Origin of the sequence: Candidatus Rhabdochlamydia sp. T3358, assembly GCF_901000775.1 — a bacterium.
Lineage (GTDB): Bacteria > Chlamydiota > Chlamydiia > Chlamydiales > Rhabdochlamydiaceae > Rhabdochlamydia.
The window spans coordinates 52,484-76,176 of the sequence record NZ_CAAJGQ010000016.1 but is presented as its reverse complement, the minus strand read 5'-3'; the positions used below and the strand labels follow the sequence as shown (position 1 = coordinate 76,176).

General features: G+C 36.2%; 18 protein-coding genes, 1 other RNA gene and 2 pseudogenes. 13 read left to right on the top strand and 8 right to left on the bottom strand.

Annotated features, from left to right (window positions below; translation table 11 throughout):
- Both RHTP_RS05100 and RHTP_RS05095 read left to right on the top strand, forming a co-directional pair.
- A pseudogene (locus RHTP_RS05100) lies at nucleotides 1-284 on the top strand (ISAs1 family transposase); the annotation flags it as partial.
- A gap of 82 nt (nucleotides 285-366) precedes the next feature.
- Nucleotides 367-897 (top strand): U-box domain-containing protein, encoded by a 531-nt coding sequence (locus RHTP_RS05095; RefSeq protein ID WP_138107047.1) that lies wholly within the window; start codon nucleotides 367-369, stop codon nucleotides 895-897.
- A 35-nt stretch (nucleotides 898-932) separates the two neighbouring features.
- Here RHTP_RS05095 and RHTP_RS05090 read toward each other — a convergent pair whose 3' ends face one another.
- Nucleotides 933-1,400 (bottom strand): TrmH family RNA methyltransferase, encoded by a 468-nt coding sequence (locus RHTP_RS05090; protein ID WP_256360131.1) that lies wholly within the window; start codon nucleotides 1,398-1,400, stop codon nucleotides 933-935.
- A gap of 385 nt (nucleotides 1,401-1,785) precedes the next feature.
- On the opposite strand from RHTP_RS05090, the gene RHTP_RS05085 reads away from it, so the two are divergent.
- Nucleotides 1,786-2,160, top strand: a complete 375-nt coding sequence (locus RHTP_RS05085) for a hypothetical protein (RefSeq protein ID WP_138107045.1) — start codon at nucleotides 1,786-1,788, stop codon at nucleotides 2,158-2,160.
- A gap of 15 nt (nucleotides 2,161-2,175) precedes the next feature.
- Here RHTP_RS05085 and RHTP_RS05080 read toward each other — a convergent pair whose 3' ends face one another.
- Together RHTP_RS05080 and RHTP_RS05075 are read right to left on the bottom strand one after the other, a co-directional pair.
- Nucleotides 2,176-2,925 (bottom strand): TrmH family RNA methyltransferase, encoded by a 750-nt coding sequence (locus RHTP_RS05080; RefSeq protein ID WP_138107044.1) that lies wholly within the window; start codon nucleotides 2,923-2,925, stop codon nucleotides 2,176-2,178.
- Nucleotides 2,903-4,492, bottom strand: coding sequence for an ABC-F family ATP-binding cassette domain-containing protein (locus RHTP_RS05075; protein ID WP_171005742.1), 1,590 nt, complete (start codon nucleotides 4,490-4,492; stop codon nucleotides 2,903-2,905). The genes RHTP_RS05080 and RHTP_RS05075 overlap by 23 nt, the downstream gene beginning before the upstream one ends.
- Nucleotides 4,493-4,554: 62 nt before the next feature.
- Between RHTP_RS05075 and RHTP_RS05070 the strand changes: the two are divergent.
- Nucleotides 4,555-5,517, top strand: a pseudogene (locus RHTP_RS05070) (tyrosine recombinase XerC); the annotation flags it as partial.
- Here RHTP_RS05070 and rnpB read toward each other — a convergent pair.
- From rnpB to RHTP_RS05050, 4 genes are all read right to left on the bottom strand, one after another.
- Nucleotides 5,515-5,877, bottom strand: an RNA gene (gene rnpB, locus RHTP_RS05065) — RNase P RNA component class A. The pseudogene RHTP_RS05070 and the gene rnpB overlap by 3 nt on opposite strands.
- Nucleotides 5,878-5,887: 10 nt before the next feature.
- Nucleotides 5,888-6,649, bottom strand: coding sequence for a zinc ribbon domain regulatory protein CdsZ (gene cdsZ / locus RHTP_RS05060; RefSeq protein WP_138107042.1), 762 nt, complete (start codon nucleotides 6,647-6,649; stop codon nucleotides 5,888-5,890).
- 233 nt (nucleotides 6,650-6,882) lie between these two features.
- A complete protein-coding gene (locus RHTP_RS05055) occupies nucleotides 6,883-7,467 on the bottom strand; it encodes a PIN domain-containing protein (RefSeq protein WP_138107041.1) in 585 nt (194 codons plus the stop codon).
- Nucleotides 7,468-7,926 (bottom strand): helix-turn-helix domain-containing protein, encoded by a 459-nt coding sequence (locus RHTP_RS05050; RefSeq protein WP_138107040.1) that lies wholly within the window; start codon nucleotides 7,924-7,926, stop codon nucleotides 7,468-7,470.
- Between the two features lie 213 nt (nucleotides 7,927-8,139).
- Here RHTP_RS05050 and RHTP_RS05045 point away from each other — a divergent pair, with 213 nt between their 5' ends.
- From RHTP_RS05045 to RHTP_RS05005, 9 genes are all read left to right on the top strand, one after another.
- Nucleotides 8,140-9,615 carry a glycine hydroxymethyltransferase gene (locus tag RHTP_RS05045; protein WP_138107039.1) on the top strand — a complete coding sequence of 492 codons (1,476 nt, stop codon included), beginning with the start codon at nucleotides 8,140-8,142 and terminating at the stop codon, nucleotides 9,613-9,615.
- 73 nt (nucleotides 9,616-9,688) lie between these two features.
- Nucleotides 9,689-10,300: an ATP-dependent Clp protease proteolytic subunit gene (locus RHTP_RS05040; RefSeq protein ID WP_138107038.1), complete on the top strand. Its 612-nt coding sequence runs from the start codon at nucleotides 9,689-9,691 to the stop codon at nucleotides 10,298-10,300.
- Nucleotides 10,297-11,073: a diaminopimelate epimerase gene (gene dapF / locus RHTP_RS05035; RefSeq protein WP_138107037.1), complete on the top strand. Its 777-nt coding sequence runs from the start codon at nucleotides 10,297-10,299 to the stop codon at nucleotides 11,071-11,073. Before RHTP_RS05040 ends, dapF begins: the two co-directional genes overlap by 4 nt.
- A gap of 76 nt (nucleotides 11,074-11,149) precedes the next feature.
- Nucleotides 11,150-14,863, top strand: a complete 3,714-nt coding sequence (locus RHTP_RS05030; RefSeq protein ID WP_138107036.1) for a DEAD/DEAH box helicase — start codon at nucleotides 11,150-11,152, stop codon at nucleotides 14,861-14,863.
- 60 nt (nucleotides 14,864-14,923) lie between these two features.
- Nucleotides 14,924-16,603, top strand: a complete 1,680-nt coding sequence (locus tag RHTP_RS05025; RefSeq protein ID WP_138107035.1) for a peptide ABC transporter substrate-binding protein — start codon at nucleotides 14,924-14,926, stop codon at nucleotides 16,601-16,603.
- Nucleotides 16,604-16,669: 66 nt separating this feature from the next.
- Nucleotides 16,670-18,079, top strand: coding sequence for an IS1634 family transposase (locus RHTP_RS05020; protein ID WP_171005741.1), 1,410 nt, complete (start codon nucleotides 16,670-16,672; stop codon nucleotides 18,077-18,079).
- Between the two features lie 390 nt (nucleotides 18,080-18,469).
- Complete coding sequence (locus RHTP_RS05015) at nucleotides 18,470-20,152, top strand: peptide ABC transporter substrate-binding protein (protein WP_138107033.1); 1,683 nt, start codon at nucleotides 18,470-18,472, stop codon at nucleotides 20,150-20,152.
- A 111-nt stretch (nucleotides 20,153-20,263) separates the two neighbouring features.
- Nucleotides 20,264-21,865 (top strand): peptide ABC transporter substrate-binding protein, encoded by a 1,602-nt coding sequence (locus tag RHTP_RS05010; RefSeq protein WP_138107032.1) that lies wholly within the window; start codon nucleotides 20,264-20,266, stop codon nucleotides 21,863-21,865.
- Between the two features lie 6 nt (nucleotides 21,866-21,871).
- Entirely contained in the window at nucleotides 21,872-22,462 is a 591-nt protein-coding gene (locus RHTP_RS05005; protein ID WP_138107031.1) for a GNAT family N-acetyltransferase, read from the top strand.
- A 221-nt stretch (nucleotides 22,463-22,683) separates the two neighbouring features.
- Here RHTP_RS05005 and RHTP_RS05000 read toward each other — a convergent pair whose 3' ends face one another.
- The gene (locus RHTP_RS05000; RefSeq protein WP_138107030.1) at nucleotides 22,684-23,472 is read right to left on the bottom strand and encodes a hypothetical protein; all 789 of its coding nucleotides are present in this window, start codon (nucleotides 23,470-23,472) and stop codon (nucleotides 22,684-22,686) included.
- Nucleotides 23,473-23,693: the final 221 nt, after the last annotated feature.

The window sequence follows — 23,693 nt, the reverse complement described above, 5'->3', positions numbered from 1 at the left end:
CTGCAAAGGATTTTGCTAAATGGGTCCGGCAGCACTGGAGCATCGAGAATAAATGCCACTGGATAGCTGATGTAATTTTCAAGGAGGATAATAATTTGATGGATCGAGGACACAGTGCAGAGAACATGGGTCTGTTTCGGCGCTTGGCTATGAATATAGCTGCAGTTGCTGATCCAAATAGAGGACTTGCTGCTGTGAGACGAGCAGCAACTTTTGGCTCTGGATACTTAAAGGGAATTTTGGCAATTATTTTCTGCAGAGAGGTGTCAAAAAATTTTAGTTAAATCGCCCTGCGTAAATGATAGATTTGGTGTTATAGAAGAGGACTGGTTAAAATCTCTACCTTCACAAATTCGAAAGAATCTATTGAATGTATGTGGACTTGTAGACAATCGCAGTATTGTAGATTGTTTAACTCATAAGATCAGTTCAACAGGAGATCTTTCTAGAGAATGGTATAATAGTATCTATGCAAGAGCAATTGCTGAATTAAAAATAAACCCTCAACAATATGATCCTCAAGAGATAGAAAAGGCTATTATGAACGCTTTTCCTATTCCAGCTGCTTTTCATGAAGATTTGACGCTACGAAGCTATATCTGTCCTATTACACTTGAACCCATACGCTATCCTGTAGAAGAACCTACCACACGTGATCATCAACAAGATCAAGACAACCCGGTTCTATATGAAAGATCTGCTATTATGAATATTTTAGAAAGTAACCCCATATCTCCGATCACGCAAAAGCCATTGACTGTTGATCAACTGATTCCTCGGCAAGATATACAAGATATGATTGAGATGAGGTTAGAACATTATAGCTCTAACATATGGAATTACCTTGAAACAAATCCATTTTCTTCTAATGACTTAAATTTTGAAGACAGGGGTTAGGTAAGATTATCTTGATAAATGTAGCTAAATAGCTTTTACAAGTTTTTGCATCTTTGTTGATTACTAATCACAGCGGCTACAATTGCAAAAGCTGAAGCTACATTAAGAGATTGCTTAAAACCATAAAGGGGAATTTGCACAGCTTGATCAGCCATAGATAACGCTTGGTCAGAGAGTCCATATTCTTCATTTCCTAATAAGAGGGTGAACTCTTTAGGAAAGGTGAAGTCAAATAATGAAGGAGCATTTGGAATGGTTTCTAAGGCAATTAAAGGTTTAGGGAGTTGTTCCAAAGGTCTATTTTGATGACAGGTTACCTTATCAAAGGTAAACATCGAGGTTTTTTGTACTTTGAGGTTATCGATATAGGGGATTTGCTTGGCAAAGCAAATGGGGCCTAAGAGAAATGCTTCTACTGTTCGGATAATACTACCCATATTAAAAGCAGAACGAATGTTGTCTAGATAAACCCCTGCTTGTAAAAAAAGAGTGTCGGAATCGATATCTGATATCTGATGAGATGCAAGCAGATTGTGTTCTTGCCAGGATTGACCTAATTGTTTTTTTCTTTCATAGATTGGGCTTGTAAAAATTGTTCGTTATAACGTACAATTAGGTTATGGTCCAAAACAACTATTGCATCTTACAGACATCAGAATACGGTGAGTGGGTTAGTAATGAGTCATCTCGGTCACAGGTGCAAATTAACAAAAGACTCTCGATGATTAAATACGACGGATACTTTGGGGACCATAAGTCGATTTCGTATTATGAAAAGGGTAAATTAAAAGATAAGGTATGGGAATTACGTTGGAAAGACGGAAGACGCATTTACTATGCCTACATTCCGGAAAAAAAAGATTTTATTGCTGTTAGGAGGTAATAAAAATGGACAAAGTAAAGACGTCTCCAAAGCGAAGACCATCTACCTCAAAGCCATTAAGAACTAAACGACATAAGGCTAATATGAAAACTAAAGAGGCTACCCAGGTCACTATTAAAGAAGGTGCAAATATAACCGAGGTAGATCCCATTGCTAATTTGTTGAATCCAGATTTGATTGGTTCTGCAATCATGCAGTGCCTTATCGAAAATGATCCCGAAGGTGTAATGGAAATCATTGAAGACCATTTGTACGCATTGAATAAATCGAAATTTCTTAGAGAAGCGGATATACCAAGATCGACAATGTATCAGTTATTAAAAAGAAAAAATCCAACGATTAAGACGTTGGCTAAAATTATGTATGCTACACACCATTGATATTGGAATAGGTTTTTATTCTTTAGCTTTGCATCTTTTCTGGTTGCTAATCACAGCGGCCACAATCGCAAAAGCGGAAGCTACATTTAAAGACTTCTTAAAGCCATAGAGGGGGATTTGTACAGCCTGATCAGCCATAGATAGTGCTTGGTCGGAGAGTCCGTATTCTTCATTTCCTAATAAGAGGGTAAACTCTTTAGGAAAGGTGAAGTCAAATATTGAAGGGGCATTGGGAACGGTTTCTAGGGCAATTAAAGGTTTAGGGAGTTGTTCTAAAGATCTATTTTGATGACAGGTTACCTTATCAAAAGTAAACATCGAGGTTTTTTGTACTTTGAGGTTATCGATATAGGGGGTTTGTTTGGCAAAGTAAATGGGGCCTAAGCGAAAGGCTTCTACTGTTCGAATAATGCTACCTACGTTAAAAGCAGAGCGAATGTTATCCAGGTAAACACCTACTTGTAAAAAAGGAGTATCAGAATCGATATCTGATTTCTGATGAGTTGCAAGCAGATTGTGTTCTTGCCAGGATTGGCCTATTTGCGCTAAGTGAAAGTGATAACGATCACAGAGCGCTTTGATATCTTGTAGGTCAAGTAAAGGCAGATCTAGCCAAGACTCTATACGACGGTAGAGTCTATCTTTAGCTTTAAGATGATAGTAGCGCAAAGTACGCGCTGCCCAGGTGTGACGCATTTTTACAGATAGCTGAAGAAACTCTGCTTCTGTATAGCTTAAAACTCTATTTAGTTGCTCTAGCTGCAAGATATCCCTCTAAGTTTCCTTCAAATACATAGGGTTTTGCAGTTTCAAACGCGATGATTTTATTGGTTGCATTGTTTAATAGATCACGATCATGGCTAGCGACAATGACGGTGCCTTTGAAATCCTCTAATGCCCAAGACAGAGCAGATACCGCTTCTAAATCCAAATGGTTATTTGGTTCATCTAATAGTAAAACATTGTAGTTACACAGCATAATACCACCTAAGATTAGCCGAGCGGTTTCTCCCCCTGATAGATGTGCAATCGATTTAAAAGCATCATCTCCGGAAAAAAGCATTTTTCCTAGGATGCTACGTATATCTTGATCATTGATTCCCTCTCTTCTGTTTTTGAGCCAATCAAAAGCTGTCATAGTGCTTTTCTTATCGATTACTTCAGAGTGATTTTGAGGGAAATAACCAATTTGAACTTGGTGTCCTACTTCAATAAAGCCACTATCTAGGGGTAGTATCCCTGCTAAAAGCTTAATGAGGGTTGTTTTACCTTTGCCGTTATTTCCAATCAATCCAATTTTATCTCCTCGACTTACTTCAAAATTAAGGTGATTAAAGACAAGATTCTCATCATAGGACTTGGAAATGTCTTTTACTTTGAAAACCGTTTGTCCAGAGACTTTTTCTGGAGGATAAAAACGGATATAGGGGCGTTGAATATTGGATTTTTTTAACTCTTGAGGCTCTAATCTCTCGATTTCTCGCAGACGAGATTGTACTTGGCTAGCGCGTGTTCCTGCGCTAAAGCGTGCTACGAATTCTTTGAGTTGGGCTGCTTTTTTCTCTTTTGATTTGTTTTCTAACTCTGTTTTTTCTCGGAGCGATGTTTTTGCAACTAACATATCGTTATAATTACCAGGATAGACAATGATGGTTTCATAATCTAAATCAGCAATCTGTGTTGTTACAGCATTTAAAAAATGGCGATCGTGACTTACAACAACCAGCACTCCATTGTAGTTGTGTAGAAATTTTTCTAGCCAACCGATGGATTCTAAATCGAGGTGGTTGGTTGGTTCGTCTAGTAAAAGTGCTTCTGGATTACCAAATAATGCTTGGCAAAGCAAAACTCGAAATTGCCTATCAGAGGGAAGAGAATGCATTTTTTTATGATGCCATTCAGAAGGAATGCCGATTCCGTTTAAAAACACTTCTGCATCGGATTCTGCGCTATACCCATCTTCTTCTGCAATAATCTCTTCTAATTCACCTAAACGAATTCCAATAGCATCGGTTATTTCTAATTCATAGAGTGCATCTCTTTCTTGGAAGGTTTCTGCAAGGCGCTTATTACCCATGATTACCACATCAATTACGTTCATCTCGCTAAACTGTGCAATATTTTGTTTGAGAAATCCTACTTTTCTAGGTAGTGTTACAGAGCCAGAAGAGGGTTCATCTATTCCTAAAATAATATTAAATAGGGTAGACTTGCCAGCTCCATTTGGACCAGTAAGTCCATAGCGGCAGCCTGAGTTAAAGGTAATTGTTACATCTTCAAAAAGAGTGCGGGCGCCTATTTTTTTAGAAATCTCTCGTAGTGTAATCATGATTTTAGCCTATTCCAGAAAATTGCCCCGTATTCTAGCATAGATAGAAAAGGAGAACAAGAGTTATGGCTGAATTAAGCTTTTCCAAAGCAGGTGCGCTTTTTTTGCATTACCTATCCACTGTAAAACAGGTCTCCCAGCACACGTTGCGTAACTACAATATTGATATGCAAGAGTTTGGGTATTTTTTTCAAAATAGAATTTTGCTAATACCAGAGGCGGATTTAAAAAAAAATTCCTCTTCTTTTTTAGTGCAGGGGGTAGAAAAAAAAGCGATTCGCAGCTATCTAGCATTTTTAGCAGAAAAACAACTATCTAAAAAAACGATTCATCGCAGGTTATCTTGCTTACGTTCTTTTTTTACCTATTTAGTGAAACACAAGAAGCTAGAAACAAATCCTTTAACGGAACTTGCTACTCCAAAATTAGAAAAAAAGATCCCCGCTTCTTTAAGTTATCAACAAATAGAGCAATTACTAGCGCAGCCTAATACAAAGACCTATTTAGGCTATAGAGATCGATGTATTATGGAGCTATTTTATAGTAGTGGATTGCGTTTAAGTGAACTAATTGGGTTAAATAGACAAGATTTGGATATACAGGGTTTATTAATCAAAGTTGACGGTAAAGGTAAAAAACAAAGGGTGGTCCCTATTACTCAAACCGCAGCTCATTGGCTAGATACATATATAAACCATCCTCTTCGAGATCAGGATAGCTCTTCTCATCGAAGAGAGGAAGACCCTCAAGCTGTTTTTTTAAATAAGTGGGGTAAAAGATTGAGTTCTCGTTCTATCGATCGTCATTTTACTCAATATCTTAAGGCAAGTGGTTTAGCAGCTACCATTACACCTCATACCATTCGGCATACCATTGCAACACATTGGCTAGAAAAGGGGATGGACTTAAAAACTATTCAAATGTTACTTGGACATAATAGCTTGGCCACTACTACGATCTATACGCAAGTTTCCTCTCGTTTGAAAAGGGAAGTGTATGATAAAGCTCATCCTTTAGCACAAGAAAAGCCGGGAAAGCTATTTAAGCCGGATTCTGTCGTTGAGCAATCATTCATCTAGGAGATTTGTTGCCAAATCCCTCAAGCGATTTTATTCTAATGAGCTCTGCGGAAAAACAGATTGTCTAAAAACAACGCTCATTACTTTCTTGCTTCAGATAGGGTTTATCTCACCTCTCATCTCTGAGAGTGGGGCTAACTCTTAAAGTTAGCATTTTCAGCCTGTCCCCTTTAAAAAAAAGGGCGGTGTGTTTTCTGTTATACTTTCCGTAGCCTTGCGGCCCCCAGTCTTTCACTGGTATCTTTTCCTATGAAGTCCAGACTTTCCTCTGTTTAAATCATTAAAAACAGCGATTGCTTAGCTTTCCCATGCAAAATTTTTAAGTTCGACGACGACGACGCTTAGTGGCAACAGCTGTGCCTTCAGTAGACTCACTATCTTGCCAATAGTGGATACGTGAACAGTGCTCGCAAAAAAAGAGATTATCTCCCTTGCGCACTAAATTTTCATGTTGTGCGGTAAGTGTAATATGGCAACCACTACATGTGCGATTTTCAATAGGGACCACTACGCGATCTTTTTTATTATGCAATAATCTTTCATAGATGCGTAAAATTTCAGTGTTAGCAACATTTGCAAGCTGCTCTCTTTTCTCTTTAATAGTGGATCCTTCTTGATTGATCAAATCCACACTTTGCCTGATCTCTTTTTCCAAAGCCAAGCTGCTTTCTTCAGAGTTTTTTAAACTTTCTTTAATTTTATCTAAAAGCTCTTCTTCGGATACTTTTCGATCTACTAGATCAGAAACCTTTTGCTCAACAGCAAGACGCTCTCTTTCTGCATGGGTCATCTCTTGCGTAAGAGCATTAAACTCATCAGCTTTTTTGACATTGCTCTGTTGTGCTTCTAATTTTTTGATTCTTGCATTGATATCATGAATTTTTTGTTCGAGAAGTTCGATACTCTTATCAAAATCTTTAATTTCTTGCTCTTTGTCTGTGATTTGAGAGTATAGATCTTTCCGTAATTCTTCAAGTTGGGACAATTCTTTAACACGTTCTTTTTTCACTCGCATAAGACGGATCATCTTCATGTCGAGCTCTTGAATATCTAAGATTTCCTTGAGTTCTTCTAATAACATGGGTATCTCTTTTGGGTAGCTTTAAGCAGATGTTATATAAGCGTACTTATAGACTAGTAGATTATATGTTTCCTCTAATATCTCTCAAGCTTAAAAAATATTTTAAAACAAAACATAAAGATAAATTTTGACTTGCTAGAGGTATTTGATCCTGGGATAGGAAGTTAAAGTTGCTAAAAGAATATTTAAGAAAATGTTCTTTGATGTTTGAACACAATCTGTAAAAAATCTTATCATGCGCAATTGGCGTTAAATAAACCTGCATACTCTTTTAAACAAATAACAGTTTGAGGAAGTGACTGTTTTTCCAAGATTATCAAATATTCTTCTATGGTTTTCGGTGGGTATTTTAAGCTTAATCGTGTTTCTTCTACTGTATGCATAAATTTAGATGGAGCTAAATCAAATAAGTGTCTCAAAAATTCATCAGGATGTTGGGCCTCGACTCCATATTTAGAAAGGGCTAGGGAGGGAAAATCTGATAAGTTATAGGTCACGATTGTTTGAGCATTTGCTTTGATGGCCGCTGCTAAAACATGTCGATCATTTGAGTCTGGTAATTTCAAATTGTCAATTAGCTCTTCGTATCCCTCGATAAGGCAATCTCTAACATGCAAATCCATCTTTGATCGCGTTTTCTCTAATCGTTCTTTCAATAAATCAGGGCGGTTTTTTAAAAGATTGCATATCCATTCTCGATGAATATCTTTTGTCCATTTTGCCTGATAAAGATCAGTCAAAGCAAGGCGCATCAATAGATCGCGAAGGGGAGCTGGATATAAAACACATGAATCATAGATTACGATAACATTAGCCATTTAATACCCCATATCCAAATTCTGGGCTTCTTCTGATAACTCATTTAAAGTTTTGCGGCGAGCGTTATCGATTTTAGCCTTATAATTCATTAAATCTTGAAATAAAATACGACGCCTTGTTCCTACTTTGCGAAAAGGGATCTTTCTTTCTTCTAAAAGGCGAATAAGATAAGGGCGGGAAACATGCAGCAAATTCGCTGCCTCTTGAGTAGTGAGTTCAGCGTGAACAGGGATTAACGTTACTGCATTACCTTCAGCCATTGAGTTAAGGATACTAATAAGAAGTTTAAAAGCAGAAAAGGGTAAAGTTACCGAGTTACAGTGATGATTATCTGCTTTAAGTAGAATATCGATAGTTTTTCCCTTTTTTAAAGTTAAAGAAGATAAAATGCGACTAGAGACTTGAGCTAATTCAATCTCGTCTTTGCTTGGCATGATAGAAAAAGAAGGGGTAATCATATATACTCCATTTTAAAAAATCTATTTAACTTTAAGAGTAGCATTTTATTCGAAATATTCGCAATAAAAGAAATTTTCGAAATCAAAAAAATGACTAGAATATAAAAAAATCTATTCTACCATCAAAAGTGCAACTCATACTCAAATGTATTTTCTTCTTTTGGCTAAATGTGATAAAAACAGAAGCGCATTATGGTAAGCTTAGGAGGGTAAATGTCTTATTTAGAAAGCTATTTTAATAGAGTTCCTCGTGAGCTAAGAAAAAGCAGCGCAATTGCTTATATGGCAGCTTTTGATCATTTAAAAACAGATAATCCCTTTATTGTAGAAAAGATTATTCAAGAGCTTCAAGATCAGCGTTGTTTTTTAAAGCTGATTGCCTCTGAAAACTATTGCTCTGAAGCTGTGCAGTTAGCTATGGGAAACTGGCTTACTGATAAATATGCAGAAGGGTATCCCTATCATCGGTTTTATGCAGGGTGTGACAATATTGATGCTATTGAGGCTGCTTGTGTTGATGAGGCAAAAGCCATATTTCAATGCGAGCATGCTTATGTGCAACCTCATTCAGGAGCAGATGCCAATCTTGTAGCTTTTTGGGCGATTTTGGTAGCGCGTATCCAAAATAAGCAAGTAGAGAGCTTAGGTAAAAAAAATATCAATGAGCTTTCTAAAGAGGAATACGAGCAAGTACGCCAGCTTCTTGTGAATCAAAAAGTATTGGGTATGTCTCTTAACTCCGGAGGACATTTAACTCATGGGTATCGACATAATATTTCTGCTAAAATGATGCAGGCTTTTTGCTATGAAGTAGATCCTAATACGTATTTATTGGATTATAAAAAAATCAGTGAGATGGCAAAGCAGGAAAAACCTGCTATTTTGATTGCTGGCTATTCAGCCTACTCACGGAAAATTAACTTTGCTAAAATGCGTGAAATAGCAGACAGCGTAGGAGCTGTTTTGCTGGTAGATATGGCACATTTTGCAGGTCTTGTTGCTGGAAAGGTGATGGTAGGGGAGTATAATCCTATTCCTTATGCGCAAATGATTACTTCAACCACCCATAAAACTCTAAGAGGGCCTAGAGGGGGAATGATCCTGTGTCAAAAAGAGTTTAAAGAAGTAGTTGATAAGGGATGTCCGATAACTTTAGGGGGTCCTCTTCCTCATGTAATTGCTGCTAAAGCTGTGGCTTTTAAAGAAGCAAATACATCCTCTTTTTGTGTCTATGCAGAACAAATAGTAAAAAATGCTCAAGCGTTAGCAAATAGATTAATTCATCATGGGGTTCGTGTTCTTACTGGAGGAACAGAAAACCATTTGATGGTTTTTGAGGTTTCGTCCTCTTTTGGTTTGACTGGATTACAAGCGGAAAATGCTCTTAGACAGGCGCATTTTACAGTCAATCGCAATAGTATACCTTTTGATAAAAATGGGGCTTGGTTTACCTCAGGGGTACGTATAGGAACAGCTGCTTTAACTACTTTAGGAATGAAAGAGCAGGAGATGACACAAATTGCAGAGTGGATTTATCTGTTGCTTAAAGCTACAAAACCTGCTAAAGCAGAAAAAGGAAACAGCCGTTCTTTAGTAGAGATTGACTCTTCTATTCTCAAGGAGATTCAAAAACATATAAGTGTTTTATTAAAACGGTTCCCTCTATATCCAGATTTGATCTTTGATTGAAAAAAAGGATGCAACCCTAGATAATGTTTTTGCCAGATGCTAAAAAAATGAGACTGAAAAAAATGAGGTGTTTATGTCGTTAGTGAGCCAAAGGCAAGAAGCGAATCAGAAATTCCCTTTAGGATCGCTCGATGATAAGATTGATGAAGTGCTACTTAAATCCAGAAGGATCTTCTTTTGTGATGCTGTAGATAGCAATACTGCTCGTAATGCCATTCGTAAATTATGGTATTTGGAGTTAATAGATCCAGGTAAGCCTATTTTATTTATTATTAATTCGCCTGGTGGATCAGTTGATGCGGGTTTTGCGGTTTGGGATCAGGTTAAGATGATTACTTCACCTGTCACAACGCTTGTTACAGGGATTGCTGCTTCTATGGGTTCTGTCTTAAGTCTATGTGCGGCTCCTGGGAAACGCTTTGCCACTCCTCATTCCCGTTTTATGATTCATCAACCTTCTATCCATTCAGTGATTCGCGGACAAGCGACTGATTTGGAAATTCAAGCAAGAGAAATCTTGAAAACTAGACAGGGAATTGTAGATATTTATGTAGAAGCAACAGGAAAGCAAGCAGAAGAGATTGATAAAGCACTAGATCGTGATATGTGGATGAGTGCAAATGAGGCCTTAGAATTTGGTTTGCTTGATAAAGTGGTTTCTAGCTATCAAGATCTAGAAGCGTGATTTTTACTAAATACCATGGAATTGGAAACGATTTTATATTGGTTGATCAGAGAAAATCCCCCATCGAAGAGAGAGTTTTTTTTGCTCAGATACCCAGGATCTGTGATAGACACTTGGGAATAGGCGCAGATGGAGTGCTCTTGCTTGAAAGATCTAAACTTGCTGATCTAAAAATGCGCATTTTCAATAGCGATGGTAGTGAAGCTGATATGTGCGGAAATGGGATTAGATGTGTTGCTGATTATGAGATGGCGCAGGAACCTATTGAAATTGAAACAAGAGGTGGTGTATTTACCTGCTGGCGTAAAGAAGACCAAATAGGGGTTGATTTAAAACAACCCTTAATTTCTCATTGGCCGATGAAAATTCATGAATGGAATGTCTATGTGGTTAAAGTTGGTGTTCCTCACGCCGTTGTTTTTTTGCCTTCATTTGACCAAATTGATCTCATAAAAACAGCCCGAGAGATTCGATCGGCTTTTTCTGAAGGGGTAAATGTAAATTTTGCTAGCTTTCTAAATGATCAGTATAACCAGCTTGTTGTTCGCACATATGAAAGAGGAATAGAAAACGAAACTATTTCTTGTGGTACGGGCTTTGCTGCTGTTGCATTTGTTGTAAATAAATTTCATAACCCTCCACAACCTATTTTGGTAGCAAGTGCTTCTGATAAAATTTCTAAACAGATGGAGTTCTGTATTTCTGCAAGCGGAAATATACAAATGCTAGCAGAAGTTTGCCAAGTGTTTTCAGGTAGTTTGGTAGAGGCTTAAATTTTTTAAGCATATTGCAAACATATCGATAGCTAGGCATGCTCAAAAATAAGGAGAAATCTAGCTTAAAATTACCATGTCTCAATCTTCTTTTTCGCAAAAAAATCTAATAAAAGCTGAGCAGTTATTGTTAGAGCAATCTGTTAAAAAAATTTTATTTTCAGAAGCGACATATCAAATAGAAATATTTGATAAAGAAAATGCGCATTCTTTTTCACCCTTTCTACATATAGATGATCAAGGAAAAATCCTAGAGGGGTTCTGCTCTTGTGATGAAGCCGAAGAAACGCAATCCTGCTCACATCTTGCTGCTGCATATTTAACTATTTTTAATGGGAATCTTCAGCCTTTGCATGTGCGTTTTCGTCATAGCTTTTGGAATTGTTTATGTCAAATTTTTTGCAATCGACATGGATATGAGACAAATGTATTACGAAAAAAGGAAAAAGCTTATGAAATCAGATCTTCTACGAATAAACTTCTTTTTCATATAGAGCCATTAACTGCTGCCACAAAAAAATATTTGCATGCACTTTTTTTTGAAAGAGCGATTGAAACAGAGGAAACTTCCCTTAAATTTTCTAATTTAACCTCCGATGAGTTGCAATTGTGGAAAGAGGGAAATCCTAGCCATCGACTAAAATATGAATTGTGTTTTTGGTCTGATCTTGCAAAATGGCTAATGCTGCTTCAGGAGAGTAAAAACCCTTATACCATTTCTTTTGAAGAGGAGGAAAAACATCTTCCCTCATGGCTAACCATTCAATTTACTGGTTTGCTAAAGATCAAATGCTATCTCTCAGAGGTGCATTGGCCGCAATTAATCCCTGTTTTAAAGACAGTAGATTCACCACTTGTTGTTCATGGACAACCCTACTCCTACATTCGAGCTATTCGTTACAACGAAGAGGATAAAAAACTTTTTATTGAAATGGATCAATCCCAAAAACAGCAACAAGAAGAGAGGGCAAAGGGAATTGCTGTCGGAGACTTTGTTTTTATTCCTAAAAAAGGATTTTTCCCTGCTACAATAGACCCTATTTTTGAACAAAGAGAGATTTCTGCGCAAAAAATTGGAACAGTCTTTTTTAAACATGCGCCCATTTTACAGAAATTTTTAAATAGACCGATTCATGCAGGGATTAATCGTATTCAATACGATCTTTTTTTTGATACAGAAGAAAGACTGCATATTGAGTGCTATCTCTTTGAAAAAAAAGATCTACAAAAAAAATCCTCTGCGCGCTTTGGCAATTGGGTTTATCTAGAAGAGAAAGGATTTTTTCAAGTGGAGAATTGGTTATTCGACGGCGTTACAAAAATTATTGAAAGAACCGATGTTTCAGAATTTGTTTCTCAACATAGAGCGTGGCTTAATAGTTTTCCTCTCTTTCAAACTCATGTATACACCATTGAATCTCAATTACGCTTCTTTGTTACAGCATCACAGCAGCTGCGGTTTGAAGCAGCTATAGAGATGCTTGAAGCAGAGGATAAAATAAGTGATTTCGGAGCATGGATTTATGTAAAAGATCAAGGATTTTTTGCCAAACGCACTCAACTACAAACAGGTTCTATCTACTCAGGACTAACGATTGAAAAAGATCGGGTAGCTGAGTTTATTCAGATGCATCGAGAAGAGTTGGAAAATGTTAAAGGATTCTTTTCCCCTATCTGTCCTATTCTAAAAAGTGGATATGAAATTAGCTTGAAGAACGAGCAAGTTTTTATACAATCCATTATACAATTTTTACCCGAGTATCAAGATAAGAATATACAATTTTTTGATGAATTTACCTATGTGGAAAATCAAGGGTTTTATGAGATGCTCTTTGAACAACGATTAAAGAAAAAGTATATGCCAAGTGCTTTTATCTCTAAAGAACAAGAGGCTAATTTTATCTTGTATGATTTAGATACTTTAGTAGACCAGATTATTACTCTGCAAAAGGAGCTAATTAAACCACATTCTCTGCAAGTAGAAATACGTAATTTAGAACATATAAAGAAAAATGCCCACTTTCAATGGCGTATGCAGCTTGTGTTTATTAGTGAGCTTGGAGAAGTAGACGCAAAAGAGATTTGGCAAGCGATAATAGAAAATCGCCCTTATCTTTTTACACCAGCTGGCCTTATCACCTTGAAACAATCTCGCTTTAATTGGCTAAAGGCAATTCGTAAACAGCAATGGGATGCAAAATCTTTTCTAAAATGTACAACGCTAGATTGGTTACGATTAACTGTTTTTGAAGAAATAAAAGCTCCAGAAGGAAGGTCTACACAAGCTCTACAGACCAGAAAATGGCTAGAGAGTATCTCTCAATTTGAAACACAAACTCCGATGGATCTAACCGGATTTAAAAGCAGGTTACGGGCCTATCAGGAAACAGGGGTAAACTGGCTTTGGTTTTTATATACCTACGGACTCTCAGGGATGCTTTGTGATGAGATGGGTCTTGGAAAGACGCATCAAGCCATGGGGCTTATTGCTGCTGTATTTAATGAATTACAAAAAAAAGCTAAGTTTTTAGTGGTTTGCCCTACCTCGGTTATTTACCATTGGGAAGAGTTATTAAAAAATTTCTTACCGGAGGTGCGAGTTCTAACTTTCTATGGGGTAGGGCGCAATTTTGATCTTTTTACAACACAAGCAGATCTTTTATTAACTTCTTATGGCGTATTGCGCAGTGAGAAAGCCCTTCTTTCTCAGTATACCTTTGATCTTATCGTTTTTGATGAGGTGCAAAATGCAAAAAATTCCCAATCTCAAACGCATAAAGCTTTGAAAACCCTTAATGCACGCATGCGTCTTGGATTAACTGGAACGCCTATTGAAAATAGTCTACTTGAACTAAGATCCTTATTTGAAGTGATTGTGCCAGGGTATTTACCTCAAGAAGCTCATTTTAAACATCTATTTGTCAATCCGATTGAAAAAGGGCAAGACCTGGCAAGAAAAGCACTGCTCAAGCGGTTAGTTGATCCTTTTATTTTACGACGTAAGAAAAAAGAAGTATTATTAGAGTTGCCGGAAAAGATTGAAGAAATTTCTTACTGTGATCTTTCTGAAGAGCAAAAAAATCTGTATAAGGCTGCTTTTTTTCAACAAAAAAGCCAACTTATGCAGCAAATAGAAGATGAAAAAAAACCACTTCCCTATCTACATGTATTTGCTTTGTTGTCTACTCTAAAACAGATCTGTGATCATCCTTGTTTAATCAATAAACAATTTGATGAATTCCATAAACATCAGTCAGGAAAGTGGGATTTATTTGTCCAACTATTACAAGAGACAAGGGATAGTGGACAAAAACTTGTAGTGTTTTCGCAATACTTAAATATGCTTAACCTCATAGAAAAACATCTCAAAGAGCAAAATATTGGCTTTGCGGGTATTAGAGGAAGTACGCGTAATCGCAAAGAGATGCTCGATAGGTTTAAACAAGATCCTGCTTGCGTAGTTTTTGTTGCTTCTCTACAAGCAGCAGGTGTTGGAGTAGATCTTGTGTCTGCATCTGTTGTTATTCATTATGATCGTTGGTGGAATCCAGCACGTGAAAATCAAGCAACCGATCGGGTACATCGTATTGGTCAAAATCGAGGAGTACAAGTATTTAAATTGGTAACTAAAAATACCATTGAAGAGCACATTCACAAGTTAATTGAAAAAAAACAAGCACTTATGGAAGGGGTTATTGAATTCACAGATCAGGATCAAATCAAAAAATTAAACCGTGAAGAGTTAATCCATTTGATTAACTTAATCGACCAGGATGTAAAAAAAATATAAAAAATTACAATAAATTCTTTTGAGTAAGTGCACAGATTCTTTTTTTATAAGGTGTTTTCAATGAAATATGTTGGTATTTTTGTACTTATCGTTGTGAGCGCATTTTTCTTTTTTCCATTTATCAAGCCTAAAAATAAGCTACAAGCTCTTCGCCTAAATATAAGATCTGAGCCTAAGTCAATGGATCCTCGTAAAGGGGGAGAGTTGCTCTCTGCGCAAATGCAATTTCTATTTTTTGAAGGATTGGTAAAAATGTATCCAGATCAATCTATGAAATTAGCTCAAGCCAAGTCCTATGAAGTATCAGAAGATAAGCTCACTTACACTTTTCATTTAAGAGATACTGTTTGGTCCAATAATACCCCTGTAACTGCTTATGATTTCGAACAATCTTGGAAAGACATTCTTGATCCTAAGTTTCCTTCAGCTAGAGAACAGCTGCTTTCTGCAGTAAAAAACGCAGAAGCTGCAAAAAAAGGTCTTATTTCTCTTGATGAGGTAGGTATTAAAGCAATGGATGCAAAAACCCTTGTGATTACTTTAGAAAAACCTATACCTTATCTTTTCAAATTGTTATCTTTTTGCGCTTTTTCTCCTATAAACATTGAAAATGATCGCAAAAACCCTAATTGGGCTCATGATGCAGGACCTAACTTCTTATGCAATGGTCCTTATTCTTTAGAAAAATGGGATCATGGAAATCAAATCATTGTTGTACGCAATCCTAACTATCGCAAAACAGAAGATATACACTCAGAAAAAATCATTTTTAACATCGTTGAAAATGACGCAGTAACACTGGAGATGTTTGAGAAGGGCTTAATAGATGTAATTGGAGATGCTTTAACCGATATCCCTTTAGAAGCAATTCCTAGGTTAGAAAAAACATGGACAATTTCTCGAGAGCCAAAAGCTTGCACCTTGCTCATTAATATCAACACAGAGAAACCTCCCTTTAATCATCCTAAAATCCGTAGGGCATTTGGCCTTGCTATCAATCGTCAAGAATTGATTGGATTATCTGGAAAAGGGGTTAAAAAAAATATCCTAACAGAGCAAATCAGCACAGCTTATCAGGCAAGTTGTGCAGCAACCAATCTCATTCCTCCTTGTTTGAAAGAAAATCGCTATCATTCTTTTTTTATAGACAATGATATAGAAAGAGCGCGTATTTTATTAGAGGAAGGTTTACAAGAGCTCAGCCTTGATAAAAAAGTTTTTGAATCGATATCTCTTTATTATAGCCAACGTTCCTTTGAAGCAAATGCATTAATACAAGTGATCCAACAACAGTGGTTAAAAGTTTTAGGCATTTTCATTAAACTAGAGTGTTTAGATTTTAGCATTATGTTGGATAAACTATTTTGTGGTAACTACGCCATGTCTTTTATGCGCTGGAATGAAGCATATCCGGATCCGATGAGTATCCTTGAAAGGTTTAAATACAAAGCATATACAATGAACTTTTCCAATTGGGAGCATTCAGAGTATATTCGATTACTTGACCGATCTTTTTATGAAGAAGAGGACAAGCGAATGCAAACTCTAGAACAAGCAGAAAAAATCCTTTTAAGCGAGATGCCAGTCATTCCTTTATATCATGAAGACTATGTGTATATGATAAACCCCCGCTTGCCTTTTACCATACCTCTTTGGTGGAAAGATAGAACGCTGCTACCGCTATCTGCTGAAGATCAAAGAATGCAAAAAGAAAATAAATATGCTCAAAACCCGGATTGAGCAGTTTGCTAAAATGCAATTTTGATTTATCGTAACCCTCTATTAATTTGTATGACGAGGGTTATCATGAGTGTACATACACAAGTAGAACGATTAGATCATTTAGGTGTTATTGCAGGTGTTATTCAAGACTTGGGCCTCGTAGAATTTATCGACAATCGAATTCCCGGTGATTCTAGAGAAGGAATTAGTTGCGGAGAAGCTGTTGCCGGTATGATCATCAATGGATTGGGATTTTCAGATTGCCCTCTGACACTAACTCCTCAATTTTTCGAGAATAAGGCATTAAGCAAGCTATTTCGTCCAGGTGTGAATGCAGAAAATTTCAACCGTTTTAAGCTAGGAAGAGCCCTAGATGATTGCCATGCATATGGCTGTGACCTGCTATTCGCAGAAGCTAGTGTACAAATATGTCAAAAAGAAGCTATTGATACGAAGTTCAACAGCTTAGACACAACAGCTTTTGCTCTCACAGGAGAATATGAAAGTGATTCTGATGAGCATACAATTGAAATTACCCATGGTTATTCGAAAGATCATAGACCAGATTTAAAACAAGTCGTTTTAGAGATAATGTGCTCGCATGATGGCGGCATTCCCGTTGTTAGTAAAGCTTGGAATGGTAATGCTTCGGACACAAAAATTTTTCGTGAAAGAGCAAAAGCTCTTGCAGATAGCTTTAAAGCAGCAGAAACCCCTCGCTATCTTATTGCGGATTCCAAACTATATGACAAACAAACGATTGAGCAAGGTCTATGTTTAATTCCCTTTATTGCACGAATCCCAGGCACGATCATGCTTGAAAATACAACTATCGAATCAGCACTTCAAAAACCAATGAAAGAGTGGACTCTTTTGGATGAAAAGCATCGCTTTTACACTTTTAATCTACAACACTACGGCCTTCAACAGAGATGGATGGTTGTTCATTCGCAAGAGAGGCAAAATAAGGCTGAAAATATGGTTGAAGTTAGGTGTAAAAAAGAGCGAGAAAAAATTGAGAAAGCATTGAAGACATTGTCAGCAGAAGAATTTTCATGTCCTCATGATGCTAAAGGTGCGCTGAAGCGCTGCTTTAGCAAAAGCAAGTTTTATGAGGTTTTAGAAGGAACAATTGAAGAGGAAAAAAAATATGAATCGAAGGGCCGTCCTAAACAAGAGAGTCTCTATAAATTAGTTTATCGAATTACAGGAATTGTGCAAGAGTGTCAAGCAGTCAGAGAAGAAGCAATAATACAATCTAGCTGTTTTATTGTGGGAACGACGATTCCTCAAAAAGAATTGAGTGATGCAGAAGTGATTCTGGCCTATAAGAACCAAAATAATACAGTTGAAAGGGGTTTTCGCTTTCTCAAAGATCTATTGATGTTTACTTCATCACTTTTTGTAAAAAAAACGGAGAGAATTATGGGGTTATTGATGGTAATGACGTTGGCATTATTGATATATTCAAATAGCACAAAGGCGGCTTCATAAAGCACTTAAAGAGCTTTAAGAGACTCTTCCAAATCAAATACGCCAAGAAACAGCCAAGCCGACTCTTCGTTGGATTTTCCAACTTTTGGAGGGAATCGAGTTAGTAAAAATATGCATTGAAAAGACATCCCATGTAGTGATTTCAGGGATAACTCCTCTCAGAAGGCGAATTCTTGGTTATTTTGGAAACTCCGTAAGAAAAATCTATGAATTGGATCTTCAATCTGCTCCAGTGATTTGACAAGTTTTTTTTACGGAAACTGCTCAATGTGGGTCAAAAGACTCTTCTTTAATTACCGCTGTTCTATGATCTGTTCTTGTTAATATAAAAAAATTTTTACAATTAATTCTTTAAATAAGTACACTGATTCTTTTTATAAGGTGTTTTCAATGAAATATGTTGGTATTTTTGTACTTATCGTTGTGAGCGCATTTTTCTTTTTTCCCATTATTAAACCTAAAACTAAGATGTTAACTCTTCGTCTCAATATGAGAGCTGAGCCTAAGTCAATGGATCCACGTAAAAGAGGGGATATGCGCTCCTCACAAATGCGGTTTTTATTTTTTGAGGGACTCATTAAAATGTACCCAGACCAATCTATGAAATTAGCTCAAGCCAAGTCTTATGAAGTGTCAGAAGATGATCTCACTTACACTTTTCATTTAAGAAATACTGTTTGGTCTAATAATGCCCCTGTTACCGCTTATGATTTTGAGCAATCTTGGAAAGACATTCTTGATCCTAATTTTCCTTCTACAAATGCACAATTATTTTCTCCTATAAAAAATGCAGATGCAGCAAAAAAAGGTCTTGTTTCTCTTAATGAGGTAGGTATTAAAGCAGTGGATGAAAAAACCCTTGTGATTACTCTGGAAAGGCCTACTCCCTATCTTTTTAAGTTACTTTCTTTCTGTACTTTTTCTCCTATAAATATTGAGAATGATCGCAAAAACCCTAATTGGGCTCATGACGCAGGACCTAACTTCTTATGTAATGGTCCTTATTCTTTAGAAAAATGGGATCATGAAAACCAAATCATTGCTGTACGCAACCCCAACTATCGCAAAACAGAAGATCTACACCCAGAAAAAATTATTTTTAACATAGTTGAAAATGATACAGTAACTTTAGAGATGTTCGAAAAGGGCTTAATAGATGTAATTGGAGATTCTTTAACCGATATTCCTCTAGAAGCAATTCCTAGACTAGAGAAAACATGGACAATTTCTCGAGAGCCAAGGGCTTCTACTATACTTATTCACATTAATACTGATAAAGCTCCCTTTAATCATCCTAAAATTCGCAGGGCATTTGCTCTTGCTATCAACCGCCAAGAGTTGATTGGATTATTTGGAAAAGGTGTTAAAAAAAGTATTACAACAGAGCATATTAACACAGCTTATCAAGCAAGTTTGAGCGCAACAAATCTCATTCCTCCTTGTTTAAAAGAAAATCGCTATCGTTCTTTTTTCAAAGATAATGATGTGTGCCAAGCACGTATTTTATTAGAAGAAGGCTTGCAAGAACTAGGAGTTGGGAAGCAAGTTTTTGAATCTGTAGTTCTCTGTTACGGCCAACGGGCTCCTGAAAAAAATGCAGTAATTCAAGTACTCCAACAACAATGGTTAGAGACTCTAGGTGTTTTTATTAAGCTAGAATGTCTAGATTTTAGCATTATGTTAGATAAATTGTTTCGCGGTGACTATAACATGTCTTTTATGCGCTGGGATGAAACGTATCCGGATCCAATGAGTATTCTTGAAAGATTTAAATACAAAACCTATGGAATGAATTTCTCCAATTGGGAGCATCCTGAATACATTCGATTGCTTGATCGATCTTTTTACGAAGAAGCAGATACAAGATTACAAACTCTAGAACAAGCAGAAAAAATCCTTTTAAGCGAGATGCCTGTCATTCCTTTATATCATGCAGACTATGTGTATATGATCAACCCACGGTTATCTTTTACTATACCTCTTTGGTGGAAAGATCGAACTCTATTGCCTTTATCTCCTGAAGCTCAAAGAGTGCAAAAAGAAAATAAATGCACGCAAAGATCTTTTCCTTAATAGCTATTTGTTTCCATTAAATGATCTTATTTTTTTGTTAATATAAAATTATAAATTTACAATAAATTATTTGAAGAAGTATGCTTGTTTCTTTTTTTAGAGGGTTTTCAAATGAAATATATTGGTATTTTTATTCTTATCATTGCTAGCGCATTTTTCTTTTTTCCATTTATCAAACCTAAAGCTAAGATGTTAACTCTTCGCCTCAATATGAAAACAGAACCCAAAACTATGGATCCACGTAAAGGAGTAGATAGATACTCCATACAAATGCATTTTTTATTTTTTGAAGGGCTTGTGAAAGCGTATCCAGATCAATCTGTAAAACTTGCCCAAGCCAAATCCTATGAAGTATCAGAAGATAAACTTACCTACACTTTTCGTTTGAGAGACACGGTGTGGTCTAATAACACCCCTGTTACGGCTTATGATTTTGAACAAACCTGGAAAGATATTCTTAGGCCCGATTTTCCCTCAATGAGTGCATCGTTATTCTCTTCTATAAAAAATGCAGATGCGGCAAAACAAGGACTTGTTTCTATTGATGAAGTAGGAGTCAAAGCAATAGATGCAAAAACTCTTGTAATTACTTTAGAAACGCCAAATCCTTATCTTTTCAAATTGCTGTCTTTTAGTGCTTTTTCCCCTGTAAATATTGAAAATGATCGAAAAAATCCCAATTGGCCCGAAAAAGTAGGACCTAATTTTTTATGTAATGGTCCTTATTCTTTAGAAAAATGGGTTCCTAGCAATCAAGTCGTTGCTAAACGTAATCCACATTACCGAAAAACACAAGATCTACACCCAGAAAAAATCATTTTTAACATAGTTGAAAATGACGCAATAACTTTAGAGATGTTTGAGAAGGGTTTAGTGGATGTAATTGGAGATTGTTTAACCAGTATTCCTTTAGAAGCCATTCCCAATTTAGAAAAAAAATGGATCATTTCTCGTGCGCCAAAACCCTCTTCTCTATTCATTAACCTGAATACAGATAAAGTTCCCTTTAATAACTCTAAAATTCGCAGGGCACTTGGGCTCGCGATTAATCGGCGAGAATTAATCGAAATATCTGGTATGGATCAGGATCAAGCAAATCTATCAGCAACGAGTATGATTCCCCCTTGTTTAAAAGAAGATCGCTGCCGCTCTTTTTTTAAAGATCATGATATTATTCAAGCGCGTGTTTTACTAGAAGAAGGGTTAAAAGAACTAGGGCTTACTAAAGAGGTTTTTGAATCTGTTATTCTTTATTATTATGCCTATTCTTCTGGAACAAATAAATTGATGCAAGTAATCCAACAACAATGGTTAAAGGCATTAGATCTTTTCATTAAAATAGAGTGTTTAGAGTTTAGAGTTGCAATAGATAAATTCATCAAAAGAGATTATTCCATGGGCTTTGCTTGTTGGATTGCCATGTTCGATGACCCAATGAACCCTCTTGGGAAATTTAAATCCAAAATGCATGCAACCAATTTCTGTAATTGGGAATGCCCAGAATACACGCAATTACTCGACCAATCTTTTTACCAAGAAGGGGAAGCAAGATTGGATATTTTGGAACAGGCAGAAAAAGTTTTTTTAAACGAAATGCCCTATATTCCTCTATATCATGAAGATTATATATATATCACAAATCCACAGTTTCCTTTTACGATACCACTTTGGTGCAACGATCGGATGCTAATGCCTTTAGAAAACGCAAAATAAATTGTCATGCAGGAAAATATAATCCAAACAGAAAGGTTAATCCTACGGCCTTGGAAAAAAGAAGATCTTGCTTGCTTGCAGAGCTTAAATCAAGATCCACGAGTCATGGAATATTTCCCCTCTTTAAAAAGCTACAAAGAGAGTTTGGAAGAGTATAATCGCATTGTGGAAGATTTTAAAAAAGAAGGATTTGGACTTTGGGCGGTTTCCATAATAGGAGGCGCTGATTTTATCGGTTTTATTGGTTTACATCGTGTGAAGTTCACTGCGCATTTTACGCCAGCTGTCGAAATAGCTTGGAGATTAATGGCTGATTACTGGGGTAAAGGGTATGCAACAGAAGGAGCCATAGCTTGCTTGAAATATGGATTTGAAACATTAAATCTTAATGAAATCGTCAGCTTTACAACGACTACAAATAAACGCTCTATAGCTGTTATGGAAAGAATAGGGATGTCACGCGATCCAAAAGATGATTTTGATCACCCAAAATTAGCAGAAGGTCATCCCTTAAGAAGACATGTGTTATATCGGCTACAAGCAAATGAGTGGAAGAGACGCCATATATATTCCACAGATGCTGGCCCTAATAGATAAAATGAAAGGCTTAAAATAAAATTTTATCTATCTACTTATTCACTTAAACCGCTCCTTTAAGATATTTAAAAAAGTTTTTTAGAAAGTAAGATAAAGTACCTGAAAAAATTTAGAGCCGTTTTTGCTAATGCTCCTCTTTTTACCTCAGCAGAGGCAGAAAAAGAGAGTTTCCTAGTATATGTTAGGCCCAACATCTTTTTTATTTAAAAAAATGTATAGTTCTAATTGTTTTTTAATCTCTCAAGCTCTCTTTTTAACAAATTTATAATCTCATCTTGTGCATCTGTAGCTACTGCATCTTCAAGTTCTAGTTTTTTACCACAGCCATTAGGGCAATGAGAAGTTGAAGATTTTTCAAAAAAAATTTTTAATGTTTCAATGTCCCAAAAATGCAGGGGATTATTTTTTTCTTTTACGGGGTATATAGGAAGTTTATATGTAATCGAATCCATTGGGAAATCGGTTGATTGTTCTAAATTTTTAAGCTCATTAGGAAAATTTTTCTCAAGTTCTGCAAGGAGCTCTTTAATTCTTTTCCCATTTTTTTGTGCTAGGTCATTAGGTTTTGGTATGAGATTGGGTTTAAAAAAAATAAGAATAGTTTGTTGGAGATGCTTGATCGATTGATGGATTTTCTGGAGTGCAAAAACAAGCATTTCAAGGGCTGTTTGCATAGCAAAAACCCTAACAGTAAATAGGTAATGAATTACGACCAGTTTATTAAGAGCATTCCATTTGAGTGGCTTGAGTAATAAAAAGGTAAGAGTAGAAGCAATGGCTTTGTTTAAAACCTCAAATCGATCAAGATATTTGTTTCTATGCTCGTCTCTTCCCCGATTTGCAATAGAGTTCCCGTATTGCGCAAGATTTTGTTGATAAAGAGATTTATCGTAATGACTAGGAAATAAATGGATAAAAGCTTTTTTTTGCACTTTATCAATTAAATACTGTAATAGATGGCAAGTGATGGCCTGGTTTAGAGGGCAAGGAGTTATATTAGAGGATCCCATAAGAATCAAAGCATTCTTAACAGTTTTTTGATAAAAATTAAAAAAATTATATGTATTTATCATCTAAATAGTTCTATTATTTAATTAAATGTTTTTAAGTATCTGAGAGGGTGAATTAAAATTCAATGGGTTTTAGTTAAAGTATTTCTTTAGTTCTTTCGCAATCTATGGTTTTTTAATGGGGGTTTTTTTATTATGGTTATCTTAAATCTTAAAGAGGC

Bases quoted from the DNA above. Each gene is read 5' to 3' on its own strand.
- RHTP_RS05050 (WP_138107040.1), bottom strand. From the start codon at position 7,926: ATGATTACCCCTTCTTTTTCTATCATGCCAAGCAAAGACGAGATTGAA.
- cdsZ (WP_138107042.1), bottom strand. From the start codon at position 6,649: ATGTTATTAGAAGAACTCAAGGAAATCTTAGATATTCAAGAGCTCGAC.
- RHTP_RS05015 (WP_138107033.1), top strand. From the start codon at position 18,470: ATGAAATATGTTGGTATTTTTGTACTTATCGTTGTGAGCGCATTTTTC.
- RHTP_RS05000 (WP_138107030.1), bottom strand. From the start codon at position 23,472: ATGGGATCCTCTAATATAACTCCTTGCCCTCTAAACCAGGCCATCACT.
- RHTP_RS05005 (WP_138107031.1), top strand. From the start codon at position 21,872: ATGCAGGAAAATATAATCCAAACAGAAAGGTTAATCCTACGGCCTTGG.
- RHTP_RS05045 (WP_138107039.1), top strand. From the start codon at position 8,140: ATGTCTTATTTAGAAAGCTATTTTAATAGAGTTCCTCGTGAGCTAAGA.
- RHTP_RS05030 (WP_138107036.1), top strand. From the start codon at position 11,150: ATGTCTCAATCTTCTTTTTCGCAAAAAAATCTAATAAAAGCTGAGCAG.
- RHTP_RS05040 (WP_138107038.1), top strand. From the start codon at position 9,689: ATGTCGTTAGTGAGCCAAAGGCAAGAAGCGAATCAGAAATTCCCTTTA.
- RHTP_RS05055 (WP_138107041.1), bottom strand. From the start codon at position 7,467: ATGGCTAATGTTATCGTAATCTATGATTCATGTGTTTTATATCCAGCT.
- RHTP_RS05020 (WP_171005741.1), top strand. From the start codon at position 16,670: ATGAGTGTACATACACAAGTAGAACGATTAGATCATTTAGGTGTTATT.
- RHTP_RS05025 (WP_138107035.1), top strand. From the start codon at position 14,924: ATGAAATATGTTGGTATTTTTGTACTTATCGTTGTGAGCGCATTTTTC.
- RHTP_RS05085 (WP_138107045.1), top strand. From the start codon at position 1,786: ATGGACAAAGTAAAGACGTCTCCAAAGCGAAGACCATCTACCTCAAAG.
- RHTP_RS05010 (WP_138107032.1), top strand. From the start codon at position 20,264: ATGAAATATATTGGTATTTTTATTCTTATCATTGCTAGCGCATTTTTC.